Source organism: Neobacillus terrisolis, assembly GCF_051233475.1.
GTDB lineage: Bacteria > Bacillota > Bacilli > Bacillales > Cytobacillaceae > Bacillus_BU.
Genome location: NZ_JBKFGH010000018.1, coordinates 72,406 through 85,413, shown reverse-complemented (window position 1 = coordinate 85,413; position 13,008 = coordinate 72,406). Strand labels below are relative to the sequence as shown.

Below are 13,008 nucleotides of genomic sequence, written 5' to 3'. Positions count from 1 at the left end.
TAAAATAGGAAATAGTATTGGGGGAAATGCAATGAAACACCGCTATTTACCGATGACAGACAATGATAAAAAGGAAATGCTGTCTACCATCGGTGTCAACTCAGTATCTGAATTGTTTAATGATATTCCGGAGCCGGTCCGGTTTACGGGAGAATATCAAATTAAACCTGCGAAATCTGAACCTTCTTTACTAAAAGAATTATCACGACTAGCAGGAAAGAATGCTGACTTAAAGTCATATACTTCCTTTCTCGGTGCAGGTGTTTATGACCATTACATTCCAACGATTGTGGATCATGTGATTTCACGTTCCGAATTCTATACCGCCTATACACCGTATCAACCAGAGATTTCTCAAGGAGAGCTTCAAGCTATCTTTGAATTTCAAACCATGATCTGTGAGTTAACTGGAATGGATGTGGCAAACTCTTCCATGTATGATGGGGGAACTGCCTTGGCAGAAGCAGCAATGCTGTCCGCTGGACAAACAAAGAGAAAAAAAGTACTTGTTTCAAGCGCTGTCCATCCGGAAGCAAAGGATGTATTAAAAACATACGCAAAGGGACAGTACATCGAAGTGGTTGAAATCCCTTATCATGAAGGGGTAACGGATTTAGCTGCTCTAAAAGAGCTTGTCTCAGAAGAGGTAGCCGCTTTTATCGTTCAATATCCAAACTTTTTCGGGCAAATTGAACCATTAAAAGAAATTGAAGAAATCGTCCATTCTCAAAAATCGATGTTTGTCGTCTCAAGCAATCCTCTTTCGCTGGGAGCATTAACACCTCCTGGGAAATTCGGTGCCGATATTGTCGTAGGTGATGCACAGCCGTTTGGAATTCCAACAGCTTTCGGCGGGCCACATTGCGGATTTTTTGCAGTAACCAATAAATTAATGCGGAAGGTTCCGGGAAGACTTGTGGGTCAAACACTTGATGACCAAGGGCGCCGTGGCTTTGTTCTTACACTTCAAGCGCGTGAACAGCATATTCGTCGTGATAAAGCAACGTCCAATATTTGTTCAAATCAGGCTTTGAATGCATTAGCGGCATCTGTTGCAATGACAGCGCTTGGCAAACAAGGAGTAAAGGAAATGGCACTTGCCAATATCCAAAAGGCCCATTATGCGAAAAAGTCATTGTCAGAAGCAGGCTTTGAAATGGCTTTTAACGGTCCATCCTTTAATGAGTTCGTCATTAAGCTGAATAAATCGGTAAAAACAGTCAATCAAAAGTTGCTGGAACAGGGAATCATTGGCGGTTACGATCTTGGAAGGGATTATCCCGAGTTATCAGGACATATGCTGATTGCTGTAACAGAATTGCGTTCTAAAGAAGAAATTGATATTTTTGTAAGGGAATTGGGGGATATTCATGCATAAACACGATCAAGCGCTGATTTTTGAATCGAGCACTCCCGGCCGGATTGGTTACAGTCTACCGGAGATGGATGTGCCTGTAACAGATATTGCTGAACTCATTCCCGCTGATTATTTGCGAGTGGAGGAACCAGGACTTCCTGAAGTATCTGAGCTAGATATCATGCGCCATTATACTGCATTATCTAAACGAAACCACGGGCTTGATTCCGGTTTTTATCCGCTCGGTTCTTGTACGATGAAATATAATCCGAAAATAAATGAAGTTGTTGCAAGATTTAATGGTTTTGCCCATCTCCATCCACTCCAAGACGAAAGCTCGGTGCAAGGGGCTTTAGAATTAATGTATGACCTGCAGCAACACTTAAAGGAAATAACAGGGATGGATGAAGTAACATTGCAGCCAGCAGCAGGTGCACATGGAGAGTGGACTGGTTTAATGTTGATTCGAGCCTTCCATGAATCAAACGGAGATAACAAGCGAACGAAGGTAATTGTCCCAGATTCTGCACACGGCACCAATCCAGCGTCCGCAACAGTCGCGGGTTTTGAAACGATCACGGTAAAATCCAATGAGGATGGTTTGGTGGATCTTGACGATTTAAGGAGTGTCGTCGGGGAGGATACCGCTGCGTTAATGCTAACAAATCCAAACACACTTGGGTTATTTGAGGAGAATATTTTAGAAATGGCCGCCATCATTCATGAAGCCGGAGGAAAGCTTTATTATGACGGAGCCAACCTAAATGCAGTTTTATCTAAAGCACGTCCTGGTGATATGGGCTTCGATGTCGTTCATTTGAATTTGCATAAAACCTTCACCGGGCCACATGGTGGTGGGGGACCAGGTTCAGGCCCTGTTGGCGTGAAAGCGGAATTGATTCCATTTTTACCGAAACCAATTATTGATAAAAAGGGTGAAGAATACGTTCTGGATTATGACCGCCCGCAGTCAATCGGCCGAGTGAAGCCATACTATGGCAACTTTGGCATTAATGTTCGGGCATACACGTATATTCGTTCGATGGGACCAGACGGTTTGCAAGCCGTAACAGAAAATGCGGTATTGAATGCTAACTATATGATGAGAAGGCTTGCTCCATACTATGATTTACCGTTCGATAAGCACTGCAAGCATGAGTTCGTTTTAAGCGGAAGAAGACAGAAAAAACTTGGGGTGCGTACATTAGATATAGCCAAACGCCTGCTAGACTTTGGCTACCATCCGCCAACCATTTACTTCCCGTTGAACGTGGAGGAATGCATCATGATTGAACCGACTGAAACAGAATCGAAGGAAACTCTAGATGCATTTATTGATGTGATGATCCAGATTGCCAAAGAGGCAGAGGATCATCCGGAAATGGTTCAGGAGGCACCTCACACTACCGTCGTTGGAAGGCTGGATGAAGCGTTGGCCGCCCGGAAACCGGTATTGAGGTATCAAAAAAGCTAGGCATTAGTTTTTGTTGGTGCTAAAAAATAAAAGCACTTTTCTATGTTTATATAGTAGGAAAGTGCTTTTTCTTGTTATTTAATTAGTTATTTTCAGAGGTCATGATCGCTCTTGAATGTTTTTCCTCAAGCTTCTTTTCAATTCTTTCCATTTCATAAGGGTTGGCCTTAATCTCTAGGCGATTTTGAATAATAAGCTGTTGAAAGTTTTTGCGGATTTTTCTTTTCATTTTTCATCTCCCCCTTTGATTAACATTATAGCAACAGTAAAAACCTTTTGAATAACTTAAATATTACAAAAAATCGAACATTCGCGAATAATGTAACTTTTTTTGGGGGTGGAATGCGGTTTTTTTATGGTTTTTTGAAGAAACTTTGATTTTTTTGTGGAAATTCTCGATTTTTTTAATAAAAATGATTAATTTTTAGAGGGATTCTTCAATTTTTTTTGAAATTTCCCTTTTTTTTAAGGATTTTTCTATTTTTGTGTGAAATATTTGCTCGTGGCCAGGGCGTTATGCTCGTTTAAATGTGGAAATGGGACATTTCAAAAAATATATGAACCAAATTTCAAAATATATAGACCAACTTTTGAAATTTATGGACCAACTTTCAAAATATATATAGGACAAGCTTCAAATTTTATAGGACAACTTCGAAACATATGCTCATGTATTCCGTGTTATGGTCACCTATAAAGCTTTATGGAACAAGCTGAAGCCCCCATCCTGATTTTTTAGAATAAAGCTCCCAAATAAAAAGACTGATCAACGCGCGTGATCAGCCTCTGCTAAAAAATTATTTGGCTTTTACTTTACCGGACCATTTTTTGAAGCCGCCTTCAAGATGGGAAAGGTCTTTATAACCCTTTTTATATAATAATTGTGCTGCACGTCCACTCCGCATGCCACTTTGGCAATATAGGTAAACAGGTTTATCAGGGCGAATTTCCTTCATCCGCATTTTCATTTGTGATAGAGGAATGTTTCTTGCACCGAGAATGTGGCCTGCGTCAAATTCATTTGGTTCGCGAACATCAATCAATTGAGCTTTTCGATAACCAGCACGAAACTCGTCTTCTTTCAGTGTTTTTACAATTTTTCGCTGATAGAGCCACGTAATGACAGAGTAAATTAGGAAGGCTCCAAGCATAATCAGTAGGAAATATAGTGTGTCCAATGTTTCTGCTCCTTTCAAGCTATCATAAGCCATCTATAATTATAATGGGGTAGCTACCATAGAGTAAAGGAAATACCCAAAAAACTTTTGGCGAAATTTGTCCGAAGTCTTCATAGTTTGTTTTGATTAACAGATTTGATAGACTGTTATTAATCTTAATTAACAGCAAAGAAGAGGTTTTTCGCAATGGGAAAAGAGGTATGGCGTTTTATCGATTCAGGAGAGGGCTCTCCATCATTTAATATGGCTTTAGATGAGGTTCTATTAGAATGGCATAGCGAAGGGAGAATACCTCCGACGATTCGATTCTATGGCTGGAACCCAGCCACTCTTTCGATTGGGTATTTTCAGAGAGTGGCTAAAGAAATTAATATGGAATCTGTTCAGAAGCATGAGCTTGGATTTGTCCGGCGTCCTACAGGTGGCCGCGGGGTTCTCCACGAGCATGAACTCACCTATAGTGTAATCGTTTCAGAAGACCATCCTAATATGCCTAAGACGGTCACAGAAGCGTATCGAGTTATTTCCGAAGGGGTTTTAAAAGGGTTTCATAACTTGGGACTTGAAGCCTATTTCGCGGTTCCTCGGACAGATGAAGAAAAGGAGTCGCTAAAGAATCCCCGTTCCGCTGTTTGTTTTGATGCTCCGAGCTGGTATGAGCTCGTTGTGGAAGGACGGAAGGTGGCTGGAAGCGCGCAAACGAGACAAAAGGGGGTTATTCTTCAACATGGTTCGATATTACTAGACCTAGATGAAGAAAAACTTTTTAGTTTGTTTCAATATCCAAGTGAGCGTATTAAAGAACGGATGCAAAAAGCTTTTAAAAATAAAGCAGTTGCCATCAATGATATTTGCTCACGTTCCATTACACTAACAGAGGCTAAGGAGGCATTTCGTAAGGGATTTGCAGAAGGCTTGAATATTGAGCTAGAGCCATATGAGCTTACCTCAGAAGAAAAAGAGGTGGTAAATAAGTTAGCCCGGGATCGTTATGAAAGTGATGAGTGGAATTATAAGCGTTGATAAAAGCGAGAAATTCGCTTTTTTTATTTTGGAAGTTTTCACTATGATGAGGTAACTATTTTCTGATAATAGAAAGTGCAACCTTGAAATTTTGTTGAAATTTCTCTTATTATGATGAATTTCCGCTATTTTCTCTCTTATTCTCTTTTTTCTAGATTATTTTATGTTTGACAAAATAATGATTACTTGAATTCTAACACAATATATAGTGGTGTCGAAAATATTAACGATACTATATGTTGAATTCAAACTTTGATTATGATAACTTTAGAATGACTTAAAAAAACAACTAGATTTACAGATGTTTTATCAGATTGGTCATTAGGAGACGTACTAGAACAATTTTTAAATGAAGGAGATGTGATCATGTCTGTTGTGCTACCACAAAAAATGAATATGAACATTGAAAGGTTGAACGAGGATATCCGCTTGTTTCCACAGGTTCACCCGATTACCTCTGAAATGAATATTACTCATAAAGGGGTATCGAGGTTGGTTATGCTTGATCGTTATACGTTTAAGGATACAGAAAAAATTACCTTAACAACCGGAGACTTCGTCGTTCTCACCATTAAAGAAGATCCAAAATTCCCGGCACGCGGACTTGGTTTCATTCTAGATATTGATTGGGAAAACAAAACAGCTAAGGTTTTAGTAGATGAAGAGTTCCGAGGGGTACTGGATGATCCTGAGGAAGCATCCACCGGAGTCATTAAACGTTCGCTAGATGTAATTGAGAAGCCGCTTGAGGTATTCTATGAGCAAATTGCGAAGCGAAATGCAACAGGGCTTGCATCGGTTGAAAAAACGGAAGAGAAGCGGAAAGAGTGGTTCGATAAGTTCTATCAGGAGCTTGTGAATTTAAACTTCATTCCGGCCGGACGCGTTTTATACGGTGCAGGTGCTGAGACGGAAGTTACTTTCTTCAACTGCTACGTGATGCCGTTTGTTCCGGATTCCCGTGAAGGAATTTCTGAACACCGCAAGCAGGTAATGGAAATCATGAGCCGTGGTGGCGGGGTTGGAACAAATGGGTCAACTTTACGTCCACGGAATACGCTGGCTAAAGGGGTAAACGGAAAGTCATCCGGTTCGGTTTCTTGGTTGGATGATATTGCGAAGTTGACGCATTTAGTTGAGCAAGGTGGATCGCGCAGGGGTGCTCAGATGATTATGCAGGCTGATTGGCATCCTGACATCATTGAATTTATTATCTCAAAAATGCAGAATCCAAGAATTTTGCGTTTCTTGATCGAAAACACACAAGATGAAACCATTAAAAAAATAGCAAAAGATAAGTTGAAATATACTCCGCTAACTGAGCAAGAAAAAGCAATGTATCAAGGAATTGTTAACTATAAAAACATTCCTGGTTTTGGTGGTTTCGATTTGCAAATTATTGCTGACGCTGAGGAAAAGCTTCGAGAAGGTGGAACATATAGCGTTCACAACTCTGAGTTTTTAACCGGAGCGAATATCTCGGTTTGTTTAACAAAGGAATTCATGGAAGCGGTCGAAAATGATGGCGAGTATGAGCTTCGTTTCCCAGATGTTGAAAGCTACGATGCTGAAGGCATGAAAATTTACAACGAAGAGTGGCACAAAGTTGGTGACGTTCGTGAATGGGGTAAACTTGGTTACAAAGTTCGCACCTACAAGAAAATCAAAGCAAAAGAGCTTTGGAACTTAATCAATATTTGCGCAACTTACTCAGCTGAACCAGGTATTTTCTTTATCGACAATGCAAATGACATGACAAATGCCCAGGCTTATGGTCAAAAAGTTGTTGCAACGAACCCGTGTGGGGAGCAACCCCTCGCACCATATTCCGTCTGTAACCTTGCAGCGGTTAACTTAGCTGAAATGGCAGACAAAGAAACAAAAACAGTTAACTACGAAAAATTAAAGCGTACAGTTGAAGTTGGTGTACGCATGCAGGATAACGTAATCGAAGCAACACCATACTTCCTTGAAGATAACAAAAAGCAGGCACTTAGCGAACGTCGTGTTGGACTAGGTGTAATGGGCTTACACGACTTACTAATCTATTGTGAAACTGAGTATGGTTCTGAAAAAGGAAATGAGCTAGTTGACAAAGTGTTTGAAACAATTGCAACAACTGCTTACCGAACTTCAGTTGAATTGGCAAAAGAAAAAGGAAGTTTCCCATATTTAGTAGGTAACACAGAACAAGAAACCAATCGTCTTCGTGAAACATTTATTAACACAGGCTTTATGAAGAAAATGCCTGAGGATGTTCGTCAATCGATCTTAGAAAATGGAATTCGCAATTCACACTTACTGACTGTTGCTCCAACGGGTAAATTTGTTGCCCCCTGCCTTTGTAAAAATGCAGCGTAAACTTGGCTGTATGCGGGAAACACCGAGTATATCTTAGTACCTGTACTTGCCAGTACGATTAGGTAAAAATCTAAGATTGCGGTCAATCCGCAGGGAAGTCGTGGCTGACCCCTCAACGACTACATGCCGAGCAACCGAAAAATATCAATTGGTTGATGATATAGTCTGATCCATATGGCGACATATGGAGTGGGTACTAATAATCCCACCCTCTAGAAATAGAGAGTAACAATTATGAGCACTGGAACAATGGTCGGAGTATCAACTGGTCTTGAACCTTACTTCTCTTTCTCTTATTACCGAAGCGGTCGTCTAGGTAAATTTATTGAAGTAAAAGCAGACATCGTCCAAGAATATCTTGATAAACATCCTGAAGCAGATCCGAATAACTTACCAAATTGGTTTGTTACTGCAATGGAACTTGCACCTGAAGCCCATGCTGATGTGCAATGTATTATCCAGCGCTGGATTGACAGTTCTATTAGTAAAACTGTTAATGCACCAAAGGGCTACAGCGTTGAACAGGTTGAGAAGGTTTATGAGCGCTTATACAAAGGTGGCGCTAAAGGTGGTACCGTTTATGTAGACGGATCACGTGATAGCCAAGTATTAACACTTAAAGCAGAAGAAAACAGCTTTGAAGAATCAAAAGAGATGTTGAAAGAAAAAGCAAAGAATCAACACGTTGTTCTTGTTGATACAGTAATTGAACTCCGCAAAACAAATGTGACAATCGGTTCTGAGGTTGGTAACACTTGCCCTGTATGCCGTAAAGGTACTGTTGAAGAAATGGGTGGCTGCAACACATGCACAAACTGCGGCGCTCAATTAAAATGCGGTCTATAATACAAAAAAGAGGATGGAAAAAATTTTTCCCTCCTCTTTTTTTATTTTTATCAAATACTACAAACAAGTAATTACTGAAAGAAAAGAGGATAACAAAATGGAACCATTCATCCCCCAACTAGTATTTATCGAGCCACAAGCACTAGAATACCAACTAGGACAAGAACTAAAACAAAAATTCACCGACATGGGTCTGGAAATTCGGGAAACCACTTCTCATAATCAAATCCGCGGTATCCCGGGTGATAACGAATTCCAGCAATATCGAAACGCCAAATCAACCCTTGTTGTCGGCGTGCGAAGAACGCTCAAATTTGATACATCCAAGCCATCAGCAGAATACGCCATTCCCCTAGCTACTGGCTGTATGGGGCACTGCCATTATTGTTACCTGCAAACCACGCTTGGCAGCAAGCCATACATCCGTACATACGTCAATTTAGACGAGATATTTGATCAAGCCCAAAAATACATGGATGAACGTAAACCGGAAATTACTAGGTTTGAAGCTGCCTGTACATCTGATATTGTTGGACTCGACCATTTAACCCACTCACTGAAAAAAACGATTGAATTTATAGGCCAAACTGAACACGGTAGACTCCGTTTTGTTACAAAGTACCATCATGTCGATCATCTCCTCGATGCGAAGCATAACGGAAAAACTCGATTCAGGTTTAGTGTCAATTCGAGATATGTCATCAAAAACTTTGAACCTGGTACTTCCTCATTTGATGAACGATTAGAGGGGGCCAGAAAGGTTGCTGCTGCCGGTTATCCGCTCGGTTTTATCGTTGCACCTATCTATATGCACGAAGGCTGGCAGGAGGGCTACCATGAGCTTTTTGAACGACTTAGCAATGCATTACAAGGAATTCCCCTTAATAATCTAACATTTGAACTGATACAACACCGCTTCACCAAACCTGCAAAACGAGTGATTGAAAAAAGATATCCAAAAACAAAACTGGAAATGGATGAGGAAAAGCGGAAATACAAATGGGGCAGGTATGGGATTGGCAAATATGTTTATCCTACAGAGGAAGCGCAAAACCTCGAACAAACGCTTCGGCAATACATTGGTTCATTTTTCCCTGAAGCAGAAATTGAATATTTTACTTAAATAACTTGTACACCGTACTATTTTTTCATGTACCCGCTTAAAGATGTATCAAGAAGTACATCGATAGGGGTGGCTTACATGCTAATAGACGGTGTTTTTTCAGGAGGAGGTATAAAGGGCTTCGCTTTAGTGGGTGCCATTGAAGAAGTAGAAAAGCGTGGTTTCCAGTTTGCTCGGGTCGCAGGTACAAGTGCCGGTTCAATCGTTGCAGCTTTAATTGCCGCAGGATACTCAAGCAATCAGATATATGAGCTTCTTGATGAGTTAGACTTAAAGATGTTTATGGATCCCCAAAAAAGTATCATCCCCTTTACATTTGTTAAATGGCTGCTTGTATATTGGAGAATGGGTTTGTATAAGGGGAATCAATTAGAAAATTGGCTTTCGGAAAAATTAGCTCAAAAGGGGTTGAGGACATTCTCTGATCTTCCTCCCCAGACACTTCGTGTTATTGCATCTGATTTAACGAATGGTCAAATGCTTGTATTGCCAGATGATCTTCGGAAATATGGATTGTCACCCAGAGCTTTCCCCATCGCTACGGCAATTCGCATGAGCTGTAGCATACCCTATTTTTTTGAACCAGTAAAAATTAAAACATATGAAGGAACCAATATTGTTGTGGATGGAGGGGTTTTAAGCAATTTTCCAATGTGGCTATTTGATAAAGAACATGTTGAGAAAACTCGACCAGTACTAGGAATAAAACTGTCAAGTCAATCAAATGAACTTCAAAAAAATAATGTAAATAATGCATTAAATCTACTTGAGGCCTTATTTGAAACGATGATGAATGCTCATGATGCACGCTATATCTCGAGAAAACATGAAAAAAATATAATCTTCATTCCAACAGAAGGGATATCGAGTATTAATTTTGAGCTGTCGGAAGCTGAAAAGGAAGCATTAAAGAATTTAGGTCGACAAAGTGCAGAAGCCTTTTTTAAAAGGTGGAGTTATTAAAAAACGAGCAGGAAATTCTATAAATGGGCAAAAAAAAATCGAGGTCAAAAAGAGGCTCGATTTTTCTTTTTTCCTTTTTTTCCTTCGATTACGGTCAAATGGGCTGAAGTTTTTTTCTTTGGTCTGATATTTTTCTTCATTGTTGTAATCGCAGATGCGGTACGGCGAGGACTCAGACTAGTTTCTTTTTGGTTTAGACGTTTTTTTGATTTTTTGGCTGCTTTAATAAATGCACGTTGCTCTCGCTTCTCAGGGTTAGAATGGTAAAAACGCTTTACAATAAAATAAATCACCGCGCCAACAACAAGCATGACAGCTATCGTTTGAATAAAACCGGTCGGATTTTTAATATAGCTACCGGCGACTCCAATTGCTGCCAATATGATGAGCCCCAAAACAATAAATAGTGAAGTCTGATTTTTCAAGAAAGCCACCTCCCTAAGAGCATAATAAGCATAATTTACCAATTTTAAACAATGATGGTCTATACTTTATACTATTTCTTCGGAAATATCCTATTCTACAGTTCTCCTTCTGAGAGTTACACTAATTCGCTTTCCAAAGAAAGTGAGACTTGGGTTGAACTTTTCGTTGGCAACTCCAAACCGTTTTCAGAGGTATTAAATAATTTATGCTCGGAGTCGTGGATTTGAAACATTCTTTTTATAACGGAGTACGAGAATTTTTGAATGATTAGAAAATAAATTTTCCCTATCTATTTTATTCTACTAAAAAACTGATAAAACCTCTAGGATGGAAGATTTTCTTTTAATTTTTTAAACAAAACAGGACTTTGCGTCCATTCCAGAAATTCCTATGTTAAATATTATTGTTTTGAAATGGAAAAAACACTCGTGGACATAATAGAAAATGGAGGTGTTTAATATGGCAGAAGATCAAGCAAAATTAGAGCAATCCCAACGCGAAAAGCCATTATCTTATATGGCGATGGTTATCACAATAGGTTTTGTTGGAGGAATTTTATGGAGCGGGCTCGCGTACTTAGCTTATGTGTTTAATTTTACAGAAATCAGACCCAATGTGATTATTGAGCCATGGACAATTGGTGCTTGGAAGGACCAATGGCTTGGAACCGTAATATCCATTATATTAATTGGGATTATTTCGATTGGTGCTGCGGTAATTTACTACTTAGCACTCAGAAAGTTTTCCAGCATGTATGTGGGGCTTGGGTATGGATTAGTCTTGTTCTTACTTGTGTTTTTAGTGTTAAATCCCATTTTCCCTGGGATCCACCCATTTAATGAGTTAACAAGAATGACTGTCATTACATCTGTTTGTATATATATCTTATATGGAGTATTTGTAGGATATTCCATTTCATATGAGGAAAATGAAATACAGCGAAACGACAAGAGAGAGGAAGAGGTTTCATCCTAGTGTTTGTTTCAGTAGTGAGAACAAAAATAAGTATGCTAAAATGGAACCATTGGACCAAAACCGTCTAATCCAGTAAGTAAAGGGAGAGGAAAATAGTACAAGATACTTAATACATAGCCATTAATGAGACGGTTCCTGATTTGATTCATTTGTTGTTTTTTAGTTTTCATTGATATGGCAAAGGAGAGGAAGTTATTCATGGAAAAACTTCAGAAGCTACGATCTCAATTTGAACAATTAGGTATTGATGGACTTTTTATAACGAGCCCATACAATCGCCGCTATATGACAAACTTTACCGGAACTTCAGGAAGTGTCCTGATTACAGGCGAACAGGCTTTATTTATTACGGATTTTCGATATGTTGAACAAGCAGCTAAGCAATGTGAAGGATATACGATTGTCAAACATGGGTCTTCTATGCTTGAGGAGATTTCTTGCCAATCTGAAAAATTAGGAATCACCAAACTTGGTTTTGAACAAGACTTTCTATCCTATTCAACTTATAGTTCTTATAAGGATGCTGTGAAGGCGGAGTTAGTCCCGATTTCCGGGATTGTTGAAAAGTTGCGCTTGATTAAGAATGATTCAGAGATTAAGATATTAAAGGAAGCTGCGGATATTGCTGATGCCGCATTTAAGCACATATTAGATTTCATTCGCCCAGGCTTAACTGAGCTTGAGGTGGCAAATGAATTAGAGTTCTTTATGAGAAACTCGGGAGCAACATCATCTTCCTTTGATACGATTGTCGCTTCTGGATACCGTTCAGCCCTGCCACATGGAGTGGCTAGTGATAAAGTAATTGAAAAAGGTGAATTTATCACTCTTGATTATGGTGCTTATTACAAAGGATATGTATCTGATATAACTCGTACGGTTTCTGTTGGCCAACCAGATCCTAAGCTAAAAGAGATTTATGAAGTAGTACTTGAAGCGCAACTTCGAGGAGTAGATGGAATTAAGCCTGGGATGTCTGGTAAAGAAGCGGATGCTTTGACAAGGGACTATATTACAGAAAAAGGCTTTGGCGAATATTTCGGTCATTCAACTGGGCACGGAATAGGTCTTGAAGTTCATGAAGGCCCAGCCCTTTCCGTTAGATCAGACATCATATTAGAGCCCGGAATGGTCGTAACGGTTGAACCTGGGATCTATATTCCTGGGCTTGGTGGAGTCCGAATCGAAGATGACACATTAATTACAAAGGATCACAATGAGCTGTTAACCCACTCAACAAAAGAACTTATGATTCTTTAACCTAAAAAAACTAGGAGGATTT

General features: G+C 39.6%; 11 protein-coding genes and 2 pseudogenes. 9 read left to right on the top strand and 4 right to left on the bottom strand.

Features of this window, described 5'->3' with window-relative positions; genetic code table 11:
• The first annotated feature begins 31 nt into the window (after nt 1-31).
• Entirely contained in the window at nt 32-1,378 is a 1,347-nt protein-coding gene (gene gcvPA / locus ACI48O_RS12380) for an aminomethyl-transferring glycine dehydrogenase subunit GcvPA (RefSeq protein WP_435562124.1), read from the top strand.
• Nucleotides 1,371-2,831: an aminomethyl-transferring glycine dehydrogenase subunit GcvPB gene (gene gcvPB / locus ACI48O_RS12375; protein WP_435562123.1), complete on the top strand. Its 1,461-nt coding sequence runs from the start codon at nt 1,371-1,373 to the stop codon at nt 2,829-2,831. The genes gcvPA and gcvPB overlap by 8 nt, the downstream gene beginning before the upstream one ends.
• An 82-nt stretch (nt 2,832-2,913) precedes the next feature.
• Here the strand turns inward: gcvPB and ACI48O_RS12370 are convergent, their stop codons facing one another.
• Nucleotides 2,914-3,060, bottom strand: coding sequence for an FbpB family small basic protein (locus ACI48O_RS12370; RefSeq protein WP_435562122.1), 147 nt, complete (start codon nt 3,058-3,060; stop codon nt 2,914-2,916).
• Between the two features lie 568 nt (nt 3,061-3,628).
• Nucleotides 3,629-4,009 (bottom strand): rhodanese-like domain-containing protein, encoded by a 381-nt coding sequence (locus ACI48O_RS12365; RefSeq protein WP_435562121.1) that lies wholly within the window; start codon nt 4,007-4,009, stop codon nt 3,629-3,631.
• A gap of 186 nt (nt 4,010-4,195) precedes the next feature.
• Here ACI48O_RS12365 and ACI48O_RS12360 point away from each other — a divergent pair, with 186 nt between their 5' ends.
• The 5 genes and pseudogenes from ACI48O_RS12360 to ACI48O_RS12340 all read left to right on the top strand — a co-directional run bounded on the left by ACI48O_RS12360 (nt 4,196) and on the right by ACI48O_RS12340 (nt 10,325).
• A complete protein-coding gene (locus tag ACI48O_RS12360; RefSeq protein WP_435562120.1) occupies nt 4,196-5,032 on the top strand; it encodes a lipoate--protein ligase family protein in 837 nt (278 codons plus the stop codon).
• Nucleotides 5,033-5,398: 366 nt separating this feature from the next.
• Nucleotides 5,399-7,354 (top strand): annotated as a pseudogene (locus tag ACI48O_RS12355) (vitamin B12-dependent ribonucleotide reductase); the annotation flags it as partial.
• A 276-nt stretch (nt 7,355-7,630) separates the two neighbouring features.
• Nucleotides 7,631-8,239: pseudogene (locus ACI48O_RS12350) on the top strand (vitamin B12-dependent ribonucleotide reductase); the annotation flags it as partial.
• Between the two features lie 97 nt (nt 8,240-8,336).
• On the top strand, nt 8,337-9,362 hold the full coding sequence (gene splB / locus ACI48O_RS12345; protein WP_435562119.1) for a spore photoproduct lyase: 1,026 nt from the start codon (nt 8,337-8,339) through the stop codon (nt 9,360-9,362).
• A gap of 78 nt (nt 9,363-9,440) precedes the next feature.
• Nucleotides 9,441-10,325: a patatin-like phospholipase family protein gene (locus ACI48O_RS12340; RefSeq protein WP_435562118.1), complete on the top strand. Its 885-nt coding sequence runs from the start codon at nt 9,441-9,443 to the stop codon at nt 10,323-10,325.
• Nucleotides 10,326-10,369: 44 nt separating this feature from the next.
• Here the strand turns inward: ACI48O_RS12340 and ACI48O_RS12335 are convergent, their stop codons facing one another.
• Both ACI48O_RS12335 and ACI48O_RS12330 read right to left on the bottom strand, forming a co-directional pair.
• Nucleotides 10,370-10,759 (bottom strand): SA1362 family protein, encoded by a 390-nt coding sequence (locus ACI48O_RS12335; protein ID WP_435562117.1) that lies wholly within the window; start codon nt 10,757-10,759, stop codon nt 10,370-10,372.
• 107 nt (nt 10,760-10,866) lie between these two features.
• Nucleotides 10,867-11,016 (bottom strand): hypothetical protein, encoded by a 150-nt coding sequence (locus ACI48O_RS12330; RefSeq protein WP_435562243.1) that lies wholly within the window; start codon nt 11,014-11,016, stop codon nt 10,867-10,869.
• A 194-nt stretch (nt 11,017-11,210) separates the two neighbouring features.
• Between ACI48O_RS12330 and ACI48O_RS12325 the strand changes: the two genes are divergently transcribed.
• On the top strand, nt 11,211-11,726 hold the full coding sequence (locus ACI48O_RS12325) for a YqhR family membrane protein (protein WP_435562116.1): 516 nt from the start codon (nt 11,211-11,213) through the stop codon (nt 11,724-11,726).
• Between the two features lie 198 nt (nt 11,727-11,924).
• Nucleotides 11,925-12,986, top strand: coding sequence for a M24 family metallopeptidase (locus ACI48O_RS12320; protein ID WP_435562115.1), 1,062 nt, complete (start codon nt 11,925-11,927; stop codon nt 12,984-12,986).
• Nucleotides 12,987-13,008: the final 22 nt, after the last annotated feature.

Coding starts and splice junctions, on each gene's coding strand:
- ACI48O_RS12360 (WP_435562120.1), top strand. CDS start 4,196: ATGGGAAAAGAGGTATGGCGTTTTATCGATTCAGGAGAGGGCTCTCCA.
- gcvPB (WP_435562123.1), top strand. CDS start 1,371: ATGCATAAACACGATCAAGCGCTGATTTTTGAATCGAGCACTCCCGGC.
- ACI48O_RS12325 (WP_435562116.1), top strand. CDS start 11,211: ATGGCAGAAGATCAAGCAAAATTAGAGCAATCCCAACGCGAAAAGCCA.
- ACI48O_RS12320 (WP_435562115.1), top strand. CDS start 11,925: ATGGAAAAACTTCAGAAGCTACGATCTCAATTTGAACAATTAGGTATT.
- ACI48O_RS12340 (WP_435562118.1), top strand. CDS start 9,441: ATGCTAATAGACGGTGTTTTTTCAGGAGGAGGTATAAAGGGCTTCGCT.
- ACI48O_RS12370 (WP_435562122.1), bottom strand. CDS start 3,060: ATGAAAAGAAAAATCCGCAAAAACTTTCAACAGCTTATTATTCAAAAT.
- gcvPA (WP_435562124.1), top strand. CDS start 32: ATGAAACACCGCTATTTACCGATGACAGACAATGATAAAAAGGAAATG.
- splB (WP_435562119.1), top strand. CDS start 8,337: ATGGAACCATTCATCCCCCAACTAGTATTTATCGAGCCACAAGCACTA.